The 22,308-nt window shown below is 71.0% G+C and carries 18 protein-coding genes; 5 read left to right on the top strand and 13 right to left on the bottom strand.

The window, feature by feature from the left end:
- Positions 1-16 precede the first annotated feature (16 nt).
- The 3 genes from DEI89_RS00355 to glgB all read left to right on the top strand — a co-directional run bounded on the left by DEI89_RS00355 (position 17) and on the right by glgB (position 6,684).
- Positions 17-2,062, top strand: coding sequence for a glycogen-debranching protein (locus DEI89_RS00355; RefSeq protein WP_110902059.1), 2,046 nt, complete (start codon positions 17-19; stop codon positions 2,060-2,062).
- A gap of 84 nt (positions 2,063-2,146) precedes the next feature.
- Positions 2,147-4,204, top strand: a complete 2,058-nt coding sequence (locus tag DEI89_RS00350; RefSeq protein WP_110902058.1) for a maltotransferase domain-containing protein — start codon at positions 2,147-2,149, stop codon at positions 4,202-4,204.
- Positions 4,201-6,684, top strand: a complete 2,484-nt coding sequence (gene glgB / locus DEI89_RS00345) for a 1,4-alpha-glucan branching protein GlgB (protein ID WP_258366086.1) — start codon at positions 4,201-4,203, stop codon at positions 6,682-6,684. The genes DEI89_RS00350 and glgB overlap by 4 nt, the downstream gene beginning before the upstream one ends.
- A gap of 102 nt (positions 6,685-6,786) precedes the next feature.
- On the opposite strand, the gene DEI89_RS00340 is transcribed toward glgB, so the two are convergent.
- Both DEI89_RS00340 and DEI89_RS00335 read right to left on the bottom strand, forming a co-directional pair.
- Complete coding sequence (locus DEI89_RS00340; protein ID WP_110902057.1) at positions 6,787-7,797, bottom strand: tetratricopeptide repeat protein; 1,011 nt, start codon at positions 7,795-7,797, stop codon at positions 6,787-6,789.
- Positions 7,794-9,536 (bottom strand): hypothetical protein, encoded by a 1,743-nt coding sequence (locus DEI89_RS00335; protein WP_110902056.1) that lies wholly within the window; start codon positions 9,534-9,536, stop codon positions 7,794-7,796. The genes DEI89_RS00340 and DEI89_RS00335 overlap by 4 nt, the downstream gene beginning before the upstream one ends.
- A gap of 183 nt (positions 9,537-9,719) precedes the next feature.
- Here DEI89_RS00335 and DEI89_RS00330 point away from each other — a divergent pair, with 183 nt between their 5' ends.
- On the top strand, positions 9,720-11,561 hold the full coding sequence (locus DEI89_RS00330; RefSeq protein ID WP_181421433.1) for a hypothetical protein: 1,842 nt from the start codon (positions 9,720-9,722) through the stop codon (positions 11,559-11,561).
- 44 nt (positions 11,562-11,605) lie between these two features.
- Here DEI89_RS00330 and DEI89_RS00325 read toward each other — a convergent pair whose 3' ends face one another.
- From DEI89_RS00325 to DEI89_RS00280, 10 genes are all read right to left on the bottom strand, one after another.
- Entirely contained in the window at positions 11,606-12,376 is a 771-nt protein-coding gene (locus DEI89_RS00325) for an alpha/beta hydrolase (RefSeq protein WP_110902055.1), read from the bottom strand.
- Positions 12,373-12,678, bottom strand: coding sequence for a hypothetical protein (locus tag DEI89_RS00320; protein ID WP_181421432.1), 306 nt, complete (start codon positions 12,676-12,678; stop codon positions 12,373-12,375). Before DEI89_RS00320 ends, DEI89_RS00325 begins: the two co-directional genes overlap by 4 nt.
- 12 nt (positions 12,679-12,690) lie before the next feature.
- Complete coding sequence (locus DEI89_RS17995; RefSeq protein WP_258368559.1) at positions 12,691-13,665, bottom strand: transglycosylase SLT domain-containing protein; 975 nt, start codon at positions 13,663-13,665, stop codon at positions 12,691-12,693.
- A 104-nt stretch (positions 13,666-13,769) separates the two neighbouring features.
- Positions 13,770-14,318, bottom strand: coding sequence for a DivIVA domain-containing protein (locus DEI89_RS00310; RefSeq protein ID WP_110902053.1), 549 nt, complete (start codon positions 14,316-14,318; stop codon positions 13,770-13,772).
- An 86-nt stretch (positions 14,319-14,404) separates the two neighbouring features.
- Positions 14,405-15,397 (bottom strand): phosphatidate cytidylyltransferase, encoded by a 993-nt coding sequence (locus tag DEI89_RS00305; RefSeq protein ID WP_110902052.1) that lies wholly within the window; start codon positions 15,395-15,397, stop codon positions 14,405-14,407.
- The gene (frr, locus tag DEI89_RS00300; protein WP_110902051.1) at positions 15,397-15,951 is read right to left on the bottom strand and encodes a ribosome recycling factor; all 555 of its coding nucleotides are present in this window, start codon (positions 15,949-15,951) and stop codon (positions 15,397-15,399) included. The genes DEI89_RS00305 and frr overlap by 1 nt, the downstream gene beginning before the upstream one ends.
- A 54-nt stretch (positions 15,952-16,005) precedes the next feature.
- Positions 16,006-16,725: a UMP kinase gene (gene pyrH, locus DEI89_RS00295; protein WP_110902050.1), complete on the bottom strand. Its 720-nt coding sequence runs from the start codon at positions 16,723-16,725 to the stop codon at positions 16,006-16,008.
- Between the two features lie 105 nt (positions 16,726-16,830).
- Positions 16,831-17,658, bottom strand: coding sequence for a translation elongation factor Ts (gene tsf, locus DEI89_RS00290; RefSeq protein ID WP_110902049.1), 828 nt, complete (start codon positions 17,656-17,658; stop codon positions 16,831-16,833).
- Between the two features lie 90 nt (positions 17,659-17,748).
- The gene (gene rpsB / locus DEI89_RS00285) at positions 17,749-18,675 is read right to left on the bottom strand and encodes a 30S ribosomal protein S2 (protein ID WP_110902048.1); all 927 of its coding nucleotides are present in this window, start codon (positions 18,673-18,675) and stop codon (positions 17,749-17,751) included.
- 269 nt (positions 18,676-18,944) lie between these two features.
- On the bottom strand, positions 18,945-20,387 hold the full coding sequence (locus DEI89_RS00280) for a sugar porter family MFS transporter (protein WP_258366090.1): 1,443 nt from the start codon (positions 20,385-20,387) through the stop codon (positions 18,945-18,947).
- Positions 20,388-20,751: 364 nt separating this feature from the next.
- Here DEI89_RS00280 and DEI89_RS17495 point away from each other — a divergent pair, with 364 nt between their 5' ends.
- A complete protein-coding gene (locus tag DEI89_RS17495; protein ID WP_181421431.1) occupies positions 20,752-21,285 on the top strand; it encodes a murein hydrolase activator EnvC in 534 nt (177 codons plus the stop codon).
- Here DEI89_RS17495 and DEI89_RS00270 read toward each other — a convergent pair.
- Complete coding sequence (locus DEI89_RS00270) at positions 21,270-22,256, bottom strand: tyrosine recombinase XerC (protein WP_375537757.1); 987 nt, start codon at positions 22,254-22,256, stop codon at positions 21,270-21,272. The two genes, DEI89_RS17495 and DEI89_RS00270, sit on opposite strands and share 16 nt — an antisense overlap.
- Positions 22,257-22,308 lie beyond the last annotated feature (52 nt).

Raw genomic sequence — 22,308 nt, 5'->3', positions numbered from 1 at the left:
CTCGTACCCTGGGGGCGTGTACGAGACCGCGACCGAGACCACGCCCGGCTTCCGGGTCGACGACGGCGACCCCCGGATGACGGTGCGGTCCGCCTCGGCGACCGCGGTGACCGTGGTCGTCGACGGCCGGGGCGCCTTCCCCCTGGCACGCCAGGGCGACACCGACGAGTGGAGCGCCAGCACGCCCGGCGTGCGGGTCGGGGACACGTACCACCTGCTCGTGGACGGACCGTCGGGGCCGCGGCACGAGTTCGACGTGACGCGCCCGCTCCTCGACCCGTACGCACGCGGGATCGTCGCGACCGGCACCGACGAAGACGCCGGCGCCGACGGCACCCGCTGGACCAGCGTCGTCGTCGACGGCGACTTCGACTGGGGCGGCGTCACGAAGCCCGTCGTCCCCCTCGACCGGGCCGTCGTCTACGAGGCGAACGTCCGGACCTTCACGAGCGCGAACCCGGCGGTCCCCGAGGAGCTCCGCGGCACGTACGCCGGCATCGCGCACGAGAGCACCATCGCCCACCTGCAGCGCATCGGCGTGACGACGCTGGAGCTCCTGCCCGTGCAGGCGTTCGACACCGAGCGCTGGCTGCGCGAGGCCGGGCGCGAGAACGCGTGGGGCTACAACACGCTCGGCTTCTTCGCCCCGCACGGTGGCCACGCCTCCGCCGGGGCCCGGGCCGCGGGTGCCGACGGGGTGCTCCGCGAGTTCAAGGGCATGGTCCGACTGCTGCACGAGGCGGGGATCCAGGTGGTCCTCGACGTCGTCTACAACCACACCGCGGAAGAGGGTCTCGGCGGCCCCACGACCTCACTCCGCGGCATCGACGGTGCCGGCCGCTACCGCTGGTCGGACACGGACACCTACTACGACACGACGGGCTGCGGCAACACCCTCGACACCTCGGTGACGGCGACCGCCGACCTGGTCCTCGACAGCCTGCGGTACTGGGCGCGCGAGGTCCAGGTCGACGGCTTCCGCTTCGACCTGATGGCGTCGCTGGCCCGCGACGCCGACCACGTGTTCGACCCCGAGCACCCGCTGCTCGAGCGGATCCGGAACCACCCCGACCTGCAGGACACGCTCGTCATCGCGGAACCGTGGGACGTCGGGCCGGACGGGTGGCGTACCGGTTCCTTCGGTGCCCGCACCCTCGAGTGGAACGACGGGTTCCGCGACACGGTCCGGAAGTTCTGGCTCGAGGACATCGCCGACGAACGCCGCCGCGGTGCCCCGGACGCCGGGATCGGGGCGCTCGCCGGGGCCCTCACCGGTTCCCGCCACCTGTTCGGGGCGGAGCGCGGCCCGCTGTCCGGCGTCAACTTCGTGACCGCCCACGACGGCTTCACCCTGCACGACCTGGTGTCCTTCGACGCGAAGCACAACGAGGCGAACGGCGAGGAGAACCGCGACGGCTCGAACGACAACCGTTCGTTCAACCACGGCATCGAGGGCGACACGGCGGATCGGGGCGTCCGTGCAGCGCGCGGGCGGTCGATGCGGAACCTGATGGCGACCGTGCTGCTCTCCGCCGGCGTGCCGATGATCACCGCGGGTGACGAGCGCAGCCGGACCCAGAACGGCAACAACAACGCCTACGTCGTCTCCGACGACCTGACACCGGTCGACTGGTCGGACGACGAGGACGCCGAGTCCATGACCGAGGCGATGGCCGCCCTGACCCGGCTCCGTGCGGCGCACCCGGCACTCCGTCCGTCGCGCTTCGGCGTCCCCGGGCAGACCACCCCCTCGGCGTCGCGGATGACCTGGTACGGCCCGGACGGGCAGGCGATGACGGCCGAGGGCTGGGACCAGCCCATCCACCGTGCCCTGCAGTACTTCGTCGAGTCGACGCCGGAGCACGAGCCCTACGACCGCGTGCTGGTGGTCGTGCACGGCAGTGGACGGACCCGCGACCTGACGCTGCCGACGCGCGAGGACGTCTTCGCGTACCGGCTGGCCTGGTCCAGCGAGAAGCACCGCGACCACGACCGACACCGCCCCGCCGGCACCGTGTTCACGGCCTACGGCCCCGGCATCCACGTCTTCGAGGTCGTCTGACGGTCGGCCGGCTCGGCACCGGGTCGGGAGGCGCGACACGCTTCCCGGGGAACACGGACGGCCCAGCCGGGTAGCGTCTGCTCCGTGGCCTCCGTAGACCGACCCCGGCGTCCGAAGATCGGGCGCATCCCGATCACCGAACTCGCCCCGACGACGCCGAACGGCTTCCCGGGCAAGGGCTTCGACGGGGAGGTGATCACGTTCGGTGCGACCGTCTTCCGGGAGGGGCACGGCATCATCGGCGCGGACCTCGTCCTCGTCCGGCCCCTCGGCCAGAAGCCCGAGACGACGCAGGCGGTCGCCCAGCAGACCCCCGCACCGGCGGCGCTGCAGCCCGTGGAGCGCACCCTCCGCGTCCCGCTCACGCTGGTCGCCGCGGGCACCGATCGCTACGAGGCGACCGTGCAGGTCGAGGGCACCGGTGTCTGGGAGTGGCACGTCGAGGCGTACTCCGACGACTGGGCGACCTGGGTGCACGGTGCCCGACTGAAGATCGCCGCTGGCGTCGACACCGAGGCGACCCTGCTCGACGGTGCCGCACTGCTCGACCGTCAGGGCTCCGCCGTGGCCGCCCGTGCCGCGGCTCGCCTGCGGGACACCGACCTCGACGCGGCCGAACGCCTGGCCGCCGTGGACGACCCGCGCGTCATCGCCGAGATCGACGAGACACCGATCGACTCGCTGCGCACGAGCTCCGCCCTGCAGCTGCTCGACGTCGAGCGCACCCGTGCCGGTGTCGGCGCCTGGTACGAGTTCTTCCCCCGCAGCGAGGGCGCCAAGCGCAACCCGGACGGCTCGTGGAAGAGCGGCGACTTCCGGACCGCGGCCCGCCGTCTGCCCGCCGTCGCCCGCATGGGCTTCGAGATCGTCTACCTGCCGCCGATCCACCCGATCGGCCGGACCGCCCGCAAGGGCCCGAACAACACGTTGACCGCCGGACCGGGCGACCCGGGCAGCCCCTGGGCGATCGGCGGGCCGGAGGGTGGCCACGACGCCATCCACCCGGACCTCGGCACCGAGGACGACTTCCGCGCCTTCGTCGAGACCGCGAAGAACACCGGCATGGAGGTCGCACTCGACTTCGCTCTGCAGTGCTCCCCCGACCACCCCTGGGTCACCGAGCACCCGGAGTGGTTCACGGTCCGCGCCGACGGCTCCATCGCCACGGCCGAGAACCCGCCGAAGCGGTACCAGGACATCTACCCGATCCAGTTCGACACCGACCCCGAGGGGCTGGTCGCCGAGGTGCTCCGGGTCCTGCGCCACTGGATCGCGTTCGGCATCAAGGTGTTCCGCGTCGACAACCCGCACACCAAGCCGCTGTGGTTCTGGGAGCGCGTGATCCGTGAGGTCCGCGACGAGCACTCGGACGTCGTGTTCCTCGCCGAGGCGTTCACCCGCCCGGCGATGATGCGCGCTCTGGCCGAGACCGGTTTCCAGCAGTCGTACTCGTACTTCACCTGGCGGAACACGAAGGAGGAGATCGAGACGTACTTCGACGAGCTCTCCCACGAGACGAGCGCCTACCTGCGCCCGAACCTCTTCGTGAACACGCCGGACATCCTCACCGAGTTCCTGCAGTACGGCGGCCGTGCCGGCTACAAGGTGCGCGCCGCCCTCGCCGCGACCGGCGCCCCGACGTGGGGCATGTACGCCGGGTACGAGCTCTTCGAGGACGTCGCCCGCCCGGGCTCCGAGGAGAACATCGACAATGAGAAGTATGAGTACAAGCCCCGTGACTTCGCACTCGCCGAGGCGGAGGGCGCGAGCCTCGCCCCCTACGTGACGATGCTCAACCGTCTGCGGTCGGCGCACCCTGCGCTCCGGCAGCTGCGGAACACCACCGTGCACAGTGCCGAGGACGACGCCATCGTCGTGTACTCCAAGCACCTGCCCGGCCGGTTCACCCGGTCCGGTCGGGACGACACGGTGATCGTCGTGGCGAACGTCGACCCGCACTCCGCTCGTGAGACGACCGTGCACCTCGACCTCACCGCCCTCGGGCTCGAGCCCGGCACCGAGTTCGACGTCCGCGACGTCGTGACCGGTGCCCGCTGGACCTGGGGCTCCTCGAACTACGTGCGCCTGGATGCCTTCCAGGAGCCCGTGCACCTGCTCGTCGTGGAAGGACCGCACCGATGACCGATCCCAACAGCACCGGGCAGAACAGCGCAGCACTGGACGGCGCACCACAGCCGCCCCGTGGACCGGGCCTGCCGCCGGTCCCGCCGCCGCCGCCCGCGATCCCCCGTCAGGTCGTCCGCACCGAGCCGAACACCTCGGCACCGGGTGAGGACCTCCCGGGCGTTCCGGCCGCCGCACCCGAGACACCCTCACGCGACGTGCCGGAGTCGGCCACCCTCGCCGGCGGAGTGACGACGGACGCACCGGACGAGACGGAGGCGACCGCCGCCTCCCGGACGGACGGCGCGCCCGCCACGTCCCCCAGCACCACCGCCGCCACGACGGAACCGGTACCCGGTCCCGTCGACGAGTGGATCCGCCAGCAGGTCGCCGAGGGCCGGTGGTCCCAGCCGCACGACGTGCTCGGCCCGCACCCGGTCGACGGTGGCACGAGCGTCCGCGTGGTCCGCCACCTGGCGACCGCGGTCCGCATCGTCCGACCGGACGGCGACGACGTCGAACTCCGTCATGAGGGCGAGGGCGTCTGGGCCGGCGCGACCCGCGGCGAGCTCGGCCGCTACCGCGTCGAGGCCGACTACGAGGACGACGAGACCTGGACCACCGACGACGCGTACCGGTTCCCGCCGACGCTCGGCGAGCTCGACCTGCACCTGTTCGGCGAGGGCCGCGACGAGCAGCTCTGGCACCACCTCGGTGCGCACGTCCAGACCGTGGACGGCGTCGACGGCGTGGCGTTCGCCGTGTGGGCTCCGCGTGCCACCGCGGTCCGCGTGATCGGCGACTTCGAGGGCTGGGAGGGCCGCACCACCGCGATGCGCCGTCTGAACGACCTCGGCGTGTGGGAGTTGTTCTGGCCCGGTGCCCTCGAGGGGCAGCGCTACAAGTTCCAGATCCTCACCGACAGCGGTTGGGTGGAGCGGGCCGACCCGTTCGCCCGCCGGACCGAGGTCCCGCCGCTCACCGCCTCCGTGATCACGAGCGCACACCACACCTGGTCGGAGGGTGACGAGCGGTGGATGGCCGCGCGTGCCACCACGACCACCCACGACGCACCGATGAGCGTCTACGAGGTGCACCTCGGCTCGTGGCGTCCGGGGTTGAGCTACCGCGAGGTCGCGGACGACCTCATCGGGCACGTCCAGTACACGGGCTTCACCCATGTCCAGTTCCTGCCGCTCGCCGAGCACCCGTTCGGCGGGTCGTGGGGCTACCAGGTCACCGGCTACTACTCACCGACGGCACGGTTCGGCTCCCCCGACGACCTGCGGTACCTCATCGACCGACTGCACTCGGCCGGCATCGGCGTGATCATGGACTGGGTCCCCGGCCACTTCCCGAAGGACGAGTGGGCGCTGGCGAAGTTCGACGGCTACGCGCTGTTCGAACACCCGGACCCCCGCCGCGGCGAGCAGCTCGACTGGGGAACCTACGTGTTCGACTTCGGGCAGCCGCAGGTGCGCAACTTCCTCGTCGCCAACGCGCTGTACTGGCTCGAGGAGTTCCACATCGACGGCCTCCGGGTCGACGCGGTGGCCTCGATGCTGTACCTCGACTACTCCCGCACCGAGTGGCTGCCGAACATCCACGGCGGCCGCGAGAACCTCGAGGCGATCTCGCTCCTGCAGGAGACGAACGCGACCGCCTACAAGCGCTACCCCGGCATCGTGATGATCGCCGAGGAGTCGACCTCGTGGCCCGGCGTCACCCGGCCGACGAGCGCCGGCGGGCTCGGCTTCGGGCAGAAGTGGAACATGGGCTGGATGCACGACACGCTGCAGTACGTCGAGCGTGACCCGGCCTTCCGCTCGTACCACCACGACGAGATCACGTTCTCGTTCGTCTACGCGTTCAGCGAGCAGTTCACCCTGCCGATCAGCCACGACGAGGTCGTGCACGGCAAGGGCTCGCTCTACGGCAAGATGCCCGGCGACGAGTGGCAGAAGCTGGCCAACGTGCGCGCCTACCTGGCGTTCATGTGGGCGCACCCCGGCAAGCAGCTGCTCTTCATGGGCCAGGAGTTCGCGCAGCCCTCGGAGTGGAGCGAGGCGAACGGCCTCGACTGGTGGCTCCTCGACGACCCGGGCCACCGCGGCGTGCAGGACCTGGTCGCCGAGCTGAACCGCGTCTACAAGGAGAACCCGGCGCTCTGGACGTTCGACGCCAGCGCGGAGGGCTTCGAGTGGCTCGAGAGCGGTGACGCGCCGCACTCGACGCTCGGGTTCCTCCGCAAGGCGGGTGACGAGAAGCTGGCGGTCTTCGTCAACTTCTCCGGCGTCCCCGTCGAGCACCGCTTCGGGCTGCCGACGGCGGGCACCTGGAACGAGGTGCTCAACACCGATGCGTCGGCGTACGGCGGTTCTGGTGTCGGCAACCTCGGCTCGGTCGAGGCCGAGGACGTCCCGTGGGCGGGCCGCCCCGCCTCCGCGAACCTGGTCGTGCCGCCGCTCGGCGCGGTCTGGCTGCGACTGGCCGAGTAACGCACACCTCCCCCGCGGGGGCACACGGAACGGACGGGAGGCCCGGTACCAGCTGGTACCGGGCCTCCCGTCTGTCCTGTGTCGCGTCGAGCGCGCCGCGGCTCAGTAGAGCGCGTTGGCGAGTCGCCGTCGCGCCGCGACGACGCGCGGGTCCTCGGCACCGATCAGCTCGAAGTACTCGACCAGCCGCACGCGGAGGGCTTCACGGTCCTCACCGAAGACCGTCGGGACGAGGTCGAGGAGACGTCCGAAGGCGTCCTCGACGTGCCCTCCGCTGATGTCGAGGTCGGCGACCGCGAGCTGCGCCGCCACGTCCGACGGACCGGCGCCGGCTGCTGCCCGGATCTCGTCCGCCGTCTTGCCGGCGAGACGGTCGAGCAGCGAGACCTGCGCCAGACCGGCGACGGCCATCTGGTCGTGCGGATCCTGCAGGATCGCGGTGCGGTACTCGCTGATCGCGGTGGCGTAGTCGCCGGCCTCGATCGCGTCGTACGCGGCCTGGTGGTGCGGCGGCAGCGGCTCCGGTTCCGGCTCGCCCTGCTCGGCGTCGTCCGCCTCGATCGCGCCGTCGACCTGGACCCGGCCGGCGATGCCGTTCTGCTCCGCCGCCTGCAGGACCTGCTCGAACACGTCGCGGACGTCAGCCTCGGGCAGTGCGCCGACGAAGAGCCCGAGCGGGCGGCCACCGATCACCGCGGCGACCGTCGGGATCGACTGCGCCTGGAACGCCTGGACGAGCTGCGGGTTGGTGTCCGCGTCGACCTTGGCGAGGACGACGCGACCCGCGTACTCCTCGGTCAGTCGTTCGAGGACCGGCGAGAGCTGCTTGCACGGGCCGCACCACTCGGCCCAGATGTCGACGATGACCGGGACGACGGTGGAGAGCTGGACGATGTCCTGGAAGCTCTGATCCGTGACGTCCATCACGAGGGACGGGACGCTCAGTACGCCGTCACCAGCGGCTCCGGCTGCCTGAGCACCGGCGGCAGGCCCGCTCGGGGCTGCCGCGGCCGGGACACCGGGGCCCTGCGGCGGACGCTGCGCCCGGTCGACGAGGGACGAAAGGTCGACCGCTCCACGCAAGCTGGACGGGGTCGGGGGGACGTTGGTCATTGCACCTCACTCGCTGCGATCAGGCCCTGAGTGAACCCGAGGAGTTCTATCTTGTCGTCCGAGCCCACGGGGGGCACGGAGAAGAGCAACTGGACGCCGTACGTGGCCGTCACGCCCTTGGTGCTGGAGTCCACACCCGACAGCGCCTTGACAGCACCCTCGGGGTTGACCTCGGCACCGTCCGCCGTCGGGGTGACCTTCTCGACCTCGTTGAGGTCGACGGACACGAGCGCACCGGCGGTGTTCGTCGCGAGGGCCAGGGCGGTGTCCTCGGGCACCTCGGACGAGTACTCGATCTTCGCGGTGTCCGGCAGCCCCTTCGCCTTCTCGTCCTTGTAGGACTTGCCGATGCGCGATCGCAGGTCGTCCCCGTCGCTGTCGAACAGGTCGGCCGACTCGCTCTCGGTGTCCTTCGAGAGGATGTCGCCGTACGCCGCGGCGACGGCGTTCGGCGCCAGCGCCAGGAGCTTCGTGTCCGGAGCGAGCTGAGCGGCACCGACGGAGGTCGGCGCGAGCGACGGCAACTGTGCATCGGCCTCGAGCGAGACCGCGTACTCGACCTTGTAGTCGGAACGGGCGTCCTGCTGCACGAGGGTCAGCGCCTGCGGGGCCGTCTTCTTGTCGGTGCAGTCCGCGGCGACCACGGCGAACACGGTCCGCGGCCAGGTGTCGGTCTGCTGCGGCAGCGCGACGCACACGTCGTCGGCGTCCACGGCGGGCAGGGCCTGCGCCTTGTCGTCACTGTCGCGGATGGTGTAGTTCGCCTTGCGGATCTCGAGCGCCGGACCGGTGAAGCGGGTGGCGGCGAGGTCGGCGTCCTTGTCGGCGTCGGCCTTCTCGGCGACCTCCGCCACGCGGGACACGATGCGGCCGATCTGCTGCTTCGTCGCGGCGGTCGAGGTGTCCGCGGCAGCGGCACCGGTCGCCGTGGCGGTCGGTGTCGGGGTGACGTCCGCGCCACCGCCGGTCGGCCAGTACTCCGAGGAGCAGCCGCTCAGCACGAGTGCACCGGCGACGAGGACCGGCACGGCGATGATCGCGCGGCGACCACGTCGGCTGCGGGCCGGCACCTGGGCTCCGGCCGCGGCGGCTCGACGGGAGGCACGCACGCGCGGCGGGCGCCCGCCCCCGCTCCGACGACGCGGGCCACGGGACCGGCGCTGGTGCAGGAAGGCCCAGACGAGCAGCACCAGGCCGCCGAGCACGAAGACCCCTCCGGCGGTCAGCAGCGGACCCACGGAGGGCGTGGCGGTGTCGCGCGGCCACGTCACGGAGATGTCCGAGGGTGCGGCGTCCGAGCCGTCGCCCATCACCACGAGCGACACGTCGGCCGGCAGCCGGACGGTGAACTGACGGGCATCGTCGTACTCCTGGTACCAGAGGTCGCTGCCCTTCGGGTCGGGCAGGTCGGAGCCGGATCCGGTGGTGCGGGACTGCAGGGAGGCGTCCTCGGCGTCGTAGCGGAGGGTGGTGTGTTCGGCGTCACCGATCCACGCGTCGACGTCCGACGTCTTGCCGTAGGCGGCGAACACCTTGCCGGAGCCCGAGACGTTGACGCGCTGGTAGCCGGGGTTCGCGTTGAGGACGCTGCCGGGCAGCACGGTCACGGGAGCGGCGTTCGTCCCGCTCGTCGCCGCGACGATCGAGGTGGGTGGCGCGAACACGGTCCGCTGCCCGACTCCCAGGCCGACGAGGAGCACCCCGATGACGAAGCTGACGATCGCCAGGACGAATCGCACGGATCTCTCTCCCTCCGCGCCGGGGTGGGTGGATCGGCGCAGGACAACGGCCCAGGGTACCCAGGACAGCTGGGAGGCGCATCCCCGGGTCCGCCGCATGCCTCAGGAGCCGACGCGGACGCACCACTACAATCGGGGTCCGGACTGCACGGGGTGGTCCGGGACGACCACAGGGAGCGACACGTGGCGAACGACGAGGCAGAGTTCGGGACCGAGCTGCGGGGCTACCGCAAGGACGAGGTCGAACGGGCTCTGAACGACCTCCGCCGCGAACTGATCAAGTCGAACACCGACCGGGCCGAGGCGGCGAAGGAGATCCGTCTCCTGCAGTCCCGTGTCTCGGACCTGCAGGGCGAGCTCGACGAGGCCGGCACCCCCACCTACAGCGGCCTCGGCACCCGGCTCGAGTCCACCCTCCGCGTCGCGGAGGAGCAGTCCACCCGACTGATCAGCCAGGCCGACATCGACGCCCAGCGGCTCCGCGCCACCAGCCGCACCGAGGCCGAGCGCACCCTGCGCGAAGCCCGCGACGAAGCCCAGGTCACGCTCGAGGACGCCCGCACCCGTGCGACCAACGAGCTCTCCCGCGCCCGTGCCGAGTCCGCCGACACCGTCGAGCGCGCCCGCTCCGAGGCCGGCATCCTCGTGCAGGACGCCCGCAACGAAGCCGCCGCCATCCGTGGAGCCGCCGTCACCGAGGCCGCCGAGGTCCGCTCGGTCGCCATCCGCGAGACCAACGCCCTCCGCGCCCAGGTCGAGCACGAGGTCGCCGAACTCCGCGAGGTCGCCCAGCGTGAGTCCGCCGATGCCCGTCGTGCCGCCGCCGACCTCGACCGCGAGACCGAGCACCGCCGCAGCGTCTTCGAGGCCGACCAGGCCCGTCGCCTCGAGGACCTCGACCGCGAGGAGCGCACCCGCCGTGAGCAGCTGGAACGCACGCTGACCGAAGCCCGCACAGCATGGGAGCGCGAGCACGGTGAGGCGCGCCGCGCCCTCGAACTCGAACTCGAGACCCGTCGGGCGGAACTGGCCGCGGAGGTCGACCAGCGCCGGGCCGGACTCGCCGCCGAGATCGACGACCGTCGGAGTGCCCTCGACGAGGAGCTGGCCGCCGCCCGCGCCGAGTGGGACCGCGAGCTCGCCGTCGCCCGAACCGACTTCGAGCAGGAGATCGCGGCCGCGCGTGCCCAGCTCCGGGTCGACTCCGAGCAGACCGCGGCCGAGAACGCCCGCCGGGTGCAGGAGACCACCGACCGGATCGAGCGCGAGACCGCCGAGCACGTCGCCCGCATCGAACGTGAGCGCGCCGCCGCCACCGCCGAGGCCGAGCGCGCCGCCCGGGAACACGAGAACGAACTCGCCGCCCGTCGGGAACGCGAGCACGCCGAGGTCGACACCGAGATCGCCGACCGTCGCACGGCGGAACTCGACGACCTGTTGGCCGAGCGCACCGCCCTCCGCCAGGAGATCGACACGGCCCGCGCCGGTCTCGCCCAGGAACGCGACGAGGTGCGTGCCGAGATCGCCCGCGAACGTGACGACGCCCGCGCGGCCCTCGAGACCGAACTCGCCGCGCGCCGCGACGACGCCGAGCAGGAGTACCTCGACCGGCACCGTGCCACGGTCACCGAGACGCAGAAGTACCTGGATGAGGCGAACCTCCAGCTCGCCGAGGCCACCCGCCGCGCCACCACGGCACGTGAGACCGCCGACCGCCTCGAGCGGGAAGCCACGGACCTCGCCCGCCGACAGGAGACCGCCGCGCAGGAGCACGCCGCCGACCTGGTGCGCGAGGCACAGGAGCGTGCGCACCGCCTCGTCGCAGACGCCGAGGACCGGACCGCCGAGCTCTTGGCCGATGCGGAGGACCGGCTCGGGGCGATCCGGACCGAGCGGGAAGCCGTGGCGGGGTACCTGGAGAACCTCCGTGGCGTCCTGAGCCATGCAGCTGGCGTCATCGACGAGCAGGCGCCGGCGCAGGGCGACCGGTCGGACTCCGACGAGCGGGACGACAGGGTCCGCTGACGACGCCGTCCGCGGCGTCGGCCCCGTCCTCGGACGGGGCCGGGCTACGGGCGCTGGTCGTCCGCGGGCCAGTGGGTCGGCAGCGGAGCGCTGCCCGGGACGACGAGATCGGCGATCGCGTCAAGGACGATCCGCACGTACTTCTCCCCCACCCACAGGTGCTTCGCCCCCGCAACGGGAACGACCCGGACCGTCGGGGCGATCGCGAACCGTCGGGCTGCCTCGTCGGGCTGCAGGAAGTCGTCGTGCTCGGGGACGAGGGCGACCACCGGCACCTCGACCGCGGCCCAACGCGCGAGTTCCTCGTCGGAGGTCCGGTGCAACGGCGGCGACAGCAGGACCACACCGGCGACGTGCCCCGCCTCGACGTGCTCGAGGGCGTGCTTGAGGACGACCTCCGTGCCGAACGACCAGCCGACCAACCACGGCGTCGGCAGCCGCCGCTCGTCGACGTCGTGCACGGCGGCACGGAGGTCGAACCCCTCGGACACGCCGTCGCCGAAGACACCCTCCGAGGTACCGCGGGGCGAGGTCACCGATCGGAAGTTGAAGCGCAGCACCGCGATGTCGGCCAGCGCGGGCAGGCGCGCGGCGGCCTTCTTCAGGACGTGTGAGTCCATGAAGCCCTGCGCAGTCGGCAGCGGGTGCAGGGCAACGACGGTTCCCCGCGCGGGCCGGTCGAGCGGTTCTGCCAACTCGCCGACGAGGGTCAGGTGGTCGTCGGTGACGAGCTCGATGTCGGTACGAGTGGCGGGAAGGACCGTGCCGGACCGGATCTCGGCGCTGTCTGCGGTGGGTGCAGGCTCGGACGTCATGCGATGCTCCAGCAGTGGTGGTGCCAGTGCCGCCGCGCTGCCAGGTCGGCTGCGTCGCCGAGGACGCCGTCCGCACGCCAGACCACGACGTGTGCGACGCCGGGCTCGATCGTCAGGCCGCAGCCCGGGCAGAGGTACTCCTTCTGCGCAGACGCTGCCGAGATCGGCTGGACCGACCACTCGCGACCACGCCGGTGTTCGGTGCGCCGCCAGCCGTTGAGCATGCGGTTGAAGCCGGAGTCCTCCGGCTCGACGTCATGACCACGACCGCGAGGGCTCCGCGGCCGGTTGCTCCGCGGCACCCCGATCGCCGATCAGTACCAGTTGTACGAGACGCTGTGCGCCCAGGCGCCACAGGGAGTGCCGTAGACACCGGTGATGTAGTTGAGACCCCAGGTGATCTGCGTGGCCGGGTTGGTCTGCCAGTCGGCACCGGCGGATGCCATCTTGCTGCCCGGCAGCGACTGCGGGATGCCGTACGCGCCACTCGGGTTGTAGGCGTTGACCCGCCAGCCGGACTCCTTGTTCCACAGGGAGACGAGGCAGCTGTACTGGTCGTTGCCCCAACCGCGAGCGGCGACCATCTGCTGGCCGATGGCCTGGGCGCTGCCCGGGTCCGGCGTGGCCACGGGCGCGACCGGCGTGCTGGCGACCGGCTTCTGGGCGGACGTCGACGTCGTCGCCGCGTCAGTGTCGGTCGCGTCGGTGTCCGGCGACGCGGTGGGGCTCGGCGTCGGTACCGGCTTCGGCGCCGGCTTGGTCACGTCGAAGCCGTCACGCGCTGCGTCGAAGTCGCCGTACGTGCCGTGCGCCGAGAACTGCTGCGGCACCGAGATCGGTGCCGGTGCCAGCACGGGCGCGGCCGACGCGGCGTCCGTCTGCATCGGGTTGAAGAGCGACCCGCCGACGAAGGCAGACACCGCGAAGAAGGAGAGCACGGGGATCGTCGAGCGCTGCCGGACGAAGCCCCCGAAGGACCGCGGCGCCGACGGCTTGACCGGGGCGACCGCGCGGCTGCGTGCACGACGCACGACACGCGGTGCGGTGAGGGTCGGCGCGACGGCGGTACGGGCCGCGGAGGCGTCCGAGACACGGTTCGCCGCAACGGACACCGGCGCGATGACGGGAGCGACGTGCTGCTGCGCCTGTGGTGCGTTCACCGGACGGGCGACCGAGGTCTCCGTCGTGCGGATTCGGTTCTTCGCCGCTCGGCGCTCACTGACGATCGCGAGATCGTCCGGTGCGCGGGTTCCGCGGTCGGATCGGTTGTCTGCCGTGTGCCTGCCCATGAGTGTGTCCAGGATAACGGAACGATCACGGAAAGCGAAGCACCTGACCCAGGTGAGTCGGTCCGGTGCGGACGGGAGGCCCGGTGCAGGTCCTCGAGGCGGCCTCAGCGAACGGCGAGCATGACCTCGATGACGGCGTCGAGCAGTGCGTCGACCTGCGCTTCGCGGTACCCGCCGTGCTTCGGACGGAACACGACGGATCGCACCTCGGTCAGGCTCAGCGGCTTGCCGTCCTTGAAGTACCCGTGCAGCCGACGGGAGAACGCGTCGACGTCCTTCGGGTGGTACCCGGTCGTCAGGAAGTTGACCCGCTGGAACCGCTGCGCGTCGGGACGTCCCAGTCGCGCGACGACGTCCGAGGCCTTCCCCCGCGCCTCCGCGTACCAGGCCTTCTGGCCGACGTCCGCGATCTCGCGCTCACGCTCACGGGCGGCGAAGGCGTCCTCCAGTCGCTCGAGCGCGGCGTCGACGTGCACGGTCGAGTAGCCGCCCTTCTTCATCGAGAAGGCCGTCGCACGGATCTTGGCGGCCTCGATCCCCGGGGCGCTGTCGTTGGCGGTGTACGCGCGACGAGCGTCTTCGAGGAAGTGATCGACCTCGTCGGAGTCGTAGCCGAGGACCGAGCGGGGGGCAGTCGGGAACGTCGATGGCACGGCGCCATTGTGCCAGGCTCCGACCAGTGCGCCACCTGGACGCGCGGGGCCGTCCGCTCAGGAGGAGCGACGGGGCGAGCAGACCGTCAGTGGTTGACGACGAGGTACATCAGGTACGCGATGGCCGCGGACGGCAGGATGCTGTCGATCCGGTCGAGCAGTCCCCCGTGGCCGGGCAGGAACGACGAGATGTCCTTGATGCCCAGGTCTCGCTTGATCATCGACTCGGTGAGGTCGCCGAGGGTGGCGGACCCGGAGATCAACACCCCGAGGATGATCCCGGTCCACCAGGGCAGACCGAGCATGAGCCAGGTGACCAGGATGCCGACGACGATGCTCGCACCGACCGAGCCGCCGAAGCCCTCCCAGGTCTTCTTCGGGCTGATCCGCGGAGCCATCGGGTGCTTGCCGAGGTTGATGCCGGTGGCGTACGCCCCGGTGTCCACGGCGACGACCACGAGGATGAACCCGACGACCCAGAGCTGCCCCTGTTCCTGCGCCGACAGCAGCACCACGCAGGCGCCGAGCAGGGTCACGTACGCCTGGACGAACAGGCCGTTCGTCAGGTCCCGCGCCACGCTCGCCGCCGGCGGCTTCGTGCGCGACACCGCGACCTCGACGAGACGCCAGAGCGAGATGAACACCACACCGCCGAGCAGCGTGAACAGCGCCCAGATCTGCCCGCCCAGGAACGCCGCCGGCACCGTGGCGATCGCGACCGCGACGCTCGGGATCCGGGGGACGTCACGACCGGCGAACCGCATCGCGCTCGCCAGTTCGTAGACGCCGAGCCCGAGCAGGAACGCGGCCACGACCATGAACGACGGCGTGTACAGCAGCAGCGACCCGAGCATGACCACCGCGAACGCCAGGGCGATCGCGATGGCTGCCGGCAGGTTCCGCCCGGTCCGCGCCGTCAGTGCCTCGTTCCGCGCACCGAACTCCGCTCGGCGCTGACGGATCTGCGCCTCGAAGTCGTTCCGGGCCGCCCTCGCCCGCGCGTCGAAGTCCTGTCGGAACCCCGACGTGCGGCGGTCATCAGATGTGGGGCGGTCGTCGCCCTGGTCGGGACGGCGCATCAGACCTCGAGGAGTTCGGCTTCCTTCTTCTTCAGCGCCTCGTCGATCTGGTCGACGTGCTTCTTCGTCAGGACGTCGAGCTCCTTGTCGCTGCGGGCGATGTCGTCGTCGGACACCTCGCCCTTCAGCGCGTCGAGGTCGTCCTTCGCCTTGCGGCGGATGTTGCGCAGGACGACCTTGTGGTCCTCACCCTTGCTCTTGACGATCTTCACGAACTCCTTGCGGCGCTCGGCCGAGAGCTCGGGGATCGTCACGCGGACGATCTCGCCGTCGTTGGTCGGGCTCGCACCGAGGTTCGGGAAGGTCGCGATGGCACGTTCGATCTCCTTGAGCGCCGTCTTGTCGTACGGCGTCACGATGAGCGTGCGGGCTTCCGGCGTCTGCAGGGACGCGAGCTGCGCGAGGGGGGTCGGGGACCCGTAGTACTCGACCGGGATCTTCTGGAAGAGCGCGGCGTTGATGCGTCCGGTGCGCACGGTGCCGAAGTCGTCCTTCGCCACGTCGACGGCCTTCGCCATCTTCTCGGTCGCATCGGTCATGACGTCACTGATCACGGTGGTTCTCCTTCGGTACGGGTCGAGTCTAGTCAGTCGGCGGCGGTGCGCCGGTCAGTTGCTGACGACGGTGCCGATGCGCTCGCCCTGGATCGCGGCGCGGACGTTGCCCTCGCCCTCCATGCCGAAGACGTGCATCGGCATGCCGTTGTCCATGCAGAGCGAGAACGCCGTTGCGTCGACGACCTTGAGGCCCTTGAGCAGCGCGTCCTGGTAGGTGACGTGGTGCAACTTCTCGGCGGTCGGGTCCTTCTTGGGGTCCGCGGAGTACACGCCGTCGACGCCGTTCTTGGCCACGAGCACCTCGTCGGCACCGATCTCGAGCGCACGCTGCGCCGCGACGGTGTCGGTCGAGAAGTACGGCAGGCCCGCGCCCGCGCCGAAGATGACCACACGGCCCTTCTCGAGGTGACGCTCGGCACGCCGCGGGATGTACTGCTCGGCAACCTGGGTCATGCTGATCGCCGACTGCACGCGCGTGGCGGCGCCGGCCTGCTCGAGGAAGTCCTGCAGCGCGAGGGCGTTCATGACGGTGCCGAGCATCCCCATGTAGTCGGCGCGACCGCGGTCCATGCCGCGCTGCGACAGCTCGGCGCCGCGGAAGAAGTTGCCACCGCCGACGACGATCGCGACCTCGACCTCTCGGGCGGCGCTGGCGATCTGCTTCGCGATGGTGCTGATGACGTCCGGGTTGACGCCCAGGGATCCGGCACCGAACGCCTCTCCCGACAGCTTCAGCAGGACTCGTCGGCGTCCGGTCTTCTCGTCGGTCATGTCGGGGCACCCTTCGTCGTGGTCTCGTGGAAATGTACTCGGTGCGCGGGGGCGCACGACAACGGGGCCAGGAACCGGTTGGTTCCTGGCCCCGTCATGGGTTCGTTACGCGCCGACCTTGACGCGGGCGAAGCCCTGGATCGTGATGCCGGCGTTCTCGGCGGCCTTCGCGACGGAGATCTTGTTGTCCTTCGCGTAGTCCTGGTCGAGGAGCGAGATGCCCTTGATGAAGGCGTTGACGCGGCCCTCGACGATCTTCGGGAGCGCAGCCTCGGGCTTGCCCTCTTCGCGCGTGATCGCCTCGACGGTCGCGCGCTCCTTCTGGATGGCCTCGGTCGGGACCTCGGCGCGCGTCAGGTACGACGGGTTCGCGAACGCGACGTGCTGCGCGATCGAACGCGCCTCGGCGGCGTTGTCACCCTCGTACGCGACGACGACGGCGATCTGCGGCGGCAGGTCCTGGCTCGTCTTGTGCAGGTAGATCTCGAAGGCCGAGCCCTCGACACGGCGGACCGTGCGGACCTCGAGCTTCTCGCCGAGTGCGGCGGCGTTCTCGTTGACGACCTCGAGCACCGTCTTGCCGTCGAGCGGCGCGGCGTTCGCGGAGGCGACGTCGGTGGCCCCGGCAGCGGCGACCGCTCCGAGCACCTTGTCGGCCAGGGTCGTGAACTTCTCGTTCTTGGCGACGAAGTCGGTCTCGCTGGCGAGCTCGACGACGGTGGCGGCACCGTTGTCGGCCGATGCCACGACGACACCTTCCGAGGTCGCACGGTCGTCGCGCTTGGCGACCGCCTTCGCGCCCTTGATGCGGAGCAGTTCGACGGCCTTGTCGTAGTCGCCGTCAGCCTCGACGAGGGCGTTCTTGGCGTCCATCATGCCGGCGCCGAGGTCCTCGCGGAGCTTCTTCACGTCAGCAGCGGTGAAGTTTGCCATTGCCTGGAGTCCTTTCTGGACTGTGCGTGTGTGGAGAGTGGGGAGCGGAGCAGGGGCGCCGGACCGGTGACGGTCCGGCGCCCCGGGTGCTCACTCGGCGGGGGTGGCCTCCGCAGCGGCGGCGGCCTCGGCCGTCGGCTCGGCGTTCTTGTCGGCGTCGGCGATCGGCTCGCCGATCTCCTTCGCCGCGGCCTGTGCGTCGGCGTCGTTCTCCTGGACGGTCGCGCCCTCCGGAGCGGCGTCGGCGGCCGGGGTCGCGCTGTCGCCACCGAGGAGCTCCTGCTCCCACTCGGCGAGCGGCTCGGCGGCTGCGTCGTCGTCGCCACCGTTGTGACGGGCCTTCAGACCCTCGGCCGCCGCGTCGGCGACGATGCGGGTGAGGAGACCGACGGAGCGGATCGCGTCGTCGTTGCCCGGGATCGGGTACGTGATCTCGTCCGGGTCGCAGTTGGTGTCGAGGATGCCGATGATCGGGATCCCGAGCTTCTGCGCCTCGTCGACGGCGAGGTGCTCCTTCTTGGTGTCGACGATCCAGAGCGCGCTCGGGGTCCGCGTGAGGTTGCGGATACCACCGAGGGTCTTGTGGAGCTTGTCCAGCTCGCGCTTCTTGATGAGGAGCTCCTTCTTGGTGAAGCCCTTCGTCGTGTCGTCGAAGTCGATCTCCTCGAGCTCCTTCATGCGCGCGAGGCGCTTGGAGACCGTCTGGAAGTTCGTGAGCAGACCGCCGAGCCAACGCTGGTTGACGTACGGCTGGCCGACGCGGGTCGCCTGCTCGGCGATGGAGCCCTGCGCCTGCTTCTTGGTGCCCACGAAGAGGATCGTGCCACCGTGCGAGACCGTCTCCTTGACGAAGTCGTACGCGCGGTCGATGAAGGCCAGCGACTGCTGCAGGTCGATGATGTGGATGCCGGAGCGCTCAGCGAGGATGAATCGCTTCACCTTCGGGTTCCACCGACGGGTCTGGTGTCCGAAGTGGACGCCGCTGTCGAGCAGCTGGCGGATGGTGACGACGGCCATGTGCCGTCCTCCTTCTGTCTTCTCGGCGCACGGCATGACCGTGCACCTGGTGCGGTTGTGTCGACCACGACCGGAGGTCATGGTCCCTGGTGCCCTGACACACAGCCGCCCGCTCGCGAGAGCGGGACCGATGACCGTGTGTACTGCGTGGACACGCGAAGTCAGCGCGCTCGGCGCGCTGCTGGGGAAATGCTAACAGAAGGGAGGCCCGGATCACGCGAGCCGAGCGGCTGACCTGATCCGGGCCTCCCGGACGGGGACGGAGCGGATCAGGACTTGGCGCTCACGGCGTCGCCCTCGGCGCTGATGCCCATCTCCTCGAGGGAGCGGCCCTTCGTCTCGGGGATCTTCGCGATGACGAAGAAGAGCGAGAGCAGGGCGAACAGCGCGTAGATGCCGTACGTGACCGTGAGGTTGAAGCCGGAGAGCACCGGGAACGAGATCGTGACGATGAAGTTCGCGATCCAGTTGGCGGCCGAGCCGACGCCGAGCGCTGTGGCTCGGATGCGGTTCGGGAACATCTCACCGAGCAGGACCCACATGAGCGGACCCCAGGTGGCGCCGAACGACACGACGAACAGGTTCGCGAAGACCAGCGCGATGACGCCCCACGCTCCGGGGAGCTGCGGTTCGCCGTTCACGATCGAGGCCTGCGAGAAGGCGATCGCCACCATCGTCAACGACACGAACATGCCCGCGGAACCCGCGATGAGCAGCGGCTTCCGACCGACCTTGTCGACCAGGAAGATCGCGATGAAGGTGACGGCGACGTTGACCACCGAGGTGATCGTCGAGATGAGGAAGGACTGCTCCTCCTTGAACCCGACCGCCTGCCAGAGCGTCGTCGAGTAGTAGAAGATCACGTTGATGCCGACGAACTGCTGCAGCACGGCCAGGATGATGCCGACCCAGACGATCGGCTGGAGCCCGAAGCGGTTGCCCCGGATGGAGCCCTTCTTCTCGTTGGCTTCCTTCTTGATGCCGTCCTGGATCTCCTCCAGGCTCGTGTTCACCGTGTCGCGCGGGACGATCTTGCCCATCACCTCGCGCGCGTCGTCGCTCCGGCCCTTCGTGAGCAGGTAGCGCGGCGACTCCGGCAGGGTGATCGCGAGGACGCCGTAGACGATCGACGGGATCACACCGACCAGGAACATCCAGCGCCAGGCGGCGAGGCCCAGGACCTCTGAGGACGCACTGCCAGCGGTCACGGCGAACAGCTGGTCGGAGAGCAGCGCGGCGAAGATGCCGAGCGTGATGGCGAGCTGCTGGAACGACGCCAGACGCCCGCGGATGGCCTTCGGTGAGACCTCGGAGATGTACGCCGGTGCGATGACCGAGGCGGTGCCGATGCCGAGGCCACCGACGAGGCGCCAGATGACGAGGTCCCAGGTCGCGAATGCGAACGCGCTGCCGATCGAGGACACGAAGAACAGGACGGCGGCCCAGAACATGATCTTGGTGCGGCCGAAGCGGTCGGCGAGGCGGCCGGCGAAGTAGGCGCCGAAGGCGCAGCCGATGAGGGCCGAGGCGACCGCGAAGCCGCTGGCGGCGTCGGAGAGGTCGAACTCACCCTTGATCGCGTCGACGGCACCGTTGATCACGGATGAGTCGAAGCCGAAGAGGAAGCCACCGACCGCCGCCGCGATGGCGAACAGTGTGACCTTCCCCTTGAACGCACGGTCGTCGCCGTGTCCGGTGGTCGTGGTCGACACGATGCTCCTGGGTTCCCGCCGCCGTGCCGGGTGCTGCACGGTGCCCCGGCGGTCGGCTGGATCGCCGTCCGAGCGGCGTTGCGGTGTCCGGAGCGGCCCCGACAGTACCCCTTCCGCGACTGCTCAGCACATCAGGTGTGGTGCAGTCCGACCTGTCCTGCACCGGACGGGAGGCCCGGGTCGCCCTCCACAGACCGCGTCCGGTCGGCCCCGTGGCCGCGTCGGACGCGGGAACGTGGACGCGCAGGTCGGGATGCGGGAAGGGCGGAAGCGGGAGGACGGGATGCGGGAGGTCGGGATGCGACGGTGCGAGGCGGCATGGCAGGTGGGGGTCCGTGCGGGTCCGGTGCCTCCGGGGAGGGCCGTGCTGGTGGTACTGGCGGTGCTGGTGACAGCGGTGCTGATCGTCCTGCTGGTGCTCGTCGCCGGCACCGGCGCCGCATCGGACCCGGCGCAGCACGCGGCCCCCGGGTCACCGGCACCGTGGTCGTGGCCGACGACGACCCGGGTCGTCCTCCGGCCGTGGGACGCTCCCGCCACCGACTACGGGCCGGGCCACCGCGGGCTCGACGTCCCGGCCCCACCCGGCACCCCGGCGACGGCACCAGCGGACGGCATGGTGGCGTTCGCCGGGCAGGTCGGCGGACGGACGGTCGTCACGATCGACCACGGCGGCGGGCTGGTGAGCACACTCGACCCGGTCGAGCCGTCGGTGTCAGCGGGGACGCTCGTCCGTCGGGGCGATCGAGTCGGGACGGTCGGCGCCGGGCACTGCCCGCTGACGACGTCGTGCCTGCACCTCGGTGCCCGGGTCGACGGCGCGTACGTCGACCCGTTGCCGCTGCTGCCGAGCCCCGCGTGGCCGGTGCTGCTGCCGGACCGTCAGGCGCGGGGGTGAGCGGTGCGGTAGACCTCGCGGAGCCGGGCCGACGAGACGTGGGTGTAGATCTGCGTCGTGCCGAGGCTCGCGTGCCCGAGGAGCTCTTGCACCGCACGGAGGTCCGCTCCCCCGTCGAGCAGATGCGTCGCCGCGGTGTGCCGGAAGGTGTGCGGTCCGCTCGGGCCCTCACCGGGCAGCGCCTCGAGGAGCCGGGCGGCGACACGGTAGGCGCTCCGGGTGCCGAGTCGGGCCCCCCGGTCGCCGAGGAACAGGGCGGTGCCCGCCGGACCGGCTGCGTGTGAGGCTCCGACCGCGCCCGCGGCTCCGGCTGCCGCTGCGGCGAGCACCGGGCGTCCGCGGTCGAGCCACGCTTCGAGGGCGTCGTGTGCCGGGACACCGAACGGCACGACCCGCTCCTTGCCGCCCTTGCCCAGCACGCGGACGGTCAGCCGGGTCCGGTCGACGTCCCCGAGGTCGAGCCCCACGAGTTCGCTCACCCGGATGCCGGCGGCGTAGAGCAGTTCGACGACGGCGCGGTCGCGGAGCGCTGCCGGATCGTCATCCGCGGCACGGACGGCGAGCCCGTCGAGCATCGAGCGCACCTGGTCCTGCGCGACGACCCGGGGCAGGTGCGCAGCGCCCTTCGGAGCCCGGAGCCGGACGCCCGGGTCCACCGTCAGGACACCGGTCTCGCTCGCCCACCGGGTGAAGGCCCGGACCGAAGCGCTGCGTCGGGCGATCGTCGACCGCGCGAGGCCGCGTTCCGTCGCTGCCCAGAGCCAGTCCCGGAGCACCTCGAGCGTGAGACCCGCCGCCGAGACGACCTGGCGCTCGGCCGCGAACGCCACGAGGTCGTCGAGGTCGGCGCGGTACGCCCGGACGGTCTGCTCGCTGAGGCCCCGACCGTGCCGACAGTGGTCCAGGAACACCCGGACGACGTCGCCGAGCATGCCGCGCTGTCGCTCCCGGTCGCCCTCGGTGTCCCGCATGACGCCAGGGTAGGCGCGCCGGGCGGGCTCGCGCATCGACGCGCCCGCGCCG

This window comes from Curtobacterium sp. MCBD17_030, assembly GCF_003224255.1.
In the GTDB taxonomy this organism is placed as follows: Bacteria; Actinomycetota; Actinomycetes; order Actinomycetales; family Microbacteriaceae; genus Curtobacterium.
The sequence above is the reverse complement of the archived record's forward strand: the minus strand, read 5'-3'. Positions and strand labels throughout refer to the sequence as shown.

What these genes read in the sequence shown, in the direction of transcription:
- pyrH (WP_110902050.1), bottom strand. Translation starts at nt 16,725, where the DNA reads ATGACCGACGAGAAGACCGGACGCCGACGAGTCCTGCTGAAGCTGTCG.
- DEI89_RS00270 (WP_375537757.1), bottom strand. Translation starts at nt 22,256, where the DNA reads ATGCGGGACACCGAGGGCGACCGGGAGCGACAGCGCGGCATGCTCGGC.
- DEI89_RS00340 (WP_110902057.1), bottom strand. Translation starts at nt 7,797, where the DNA reads ATGACCAACGTCCCCCCGACCCCGTCCAGCTTGCGTGGAGCGGTCGAC.
- tsf (WP_110902049.1), bottom strand. Translation starts at nt 17,658, where the DNA reads ATGGCAAACTTCACCGCTGCTGACGTGAAGAAGCTCCGCGAGGACCTC.
- glgB (WP_258366086.1), top strand. Translation starts at nt 4,201, where the DNA reads ATGACCGATCCCAACAGCACCGGGCAGAACAGCGCAGCACTGGACGGC.
- DEI89_RS17995 (WP_258368559.1), bottom strand. Translation starts at nt 13,665, where the DNA reads ATGGGCAGGCACACGGCAGACAACCGATCCGACCGCGGAACCCGCGCA.
- DEI89_RS00325 (WP_110902055.1), bottom strand. Translation starts at nt 12,376, where the DNA reads ATGACGTCCGAGCCTGCACCCACCGCAGACAGCGCCGAGATCCGGTCC.
- DEI89_RS00305 (WP_110902052.1), bottom strand. Translation starts at nt 15,397, where the DNA reads ATGCGCCGTCCCGACCAGGGCGACGACCGCCCCACATCTGATGACCGC.
- rpsB (WP_110902048.1), bottom strand. Translation starts at nt 18,675, where the DNA reads ATGGCCGTCGTCACCATCCGCCAGCTGCTCGACAGCGGCGTCCACTTC.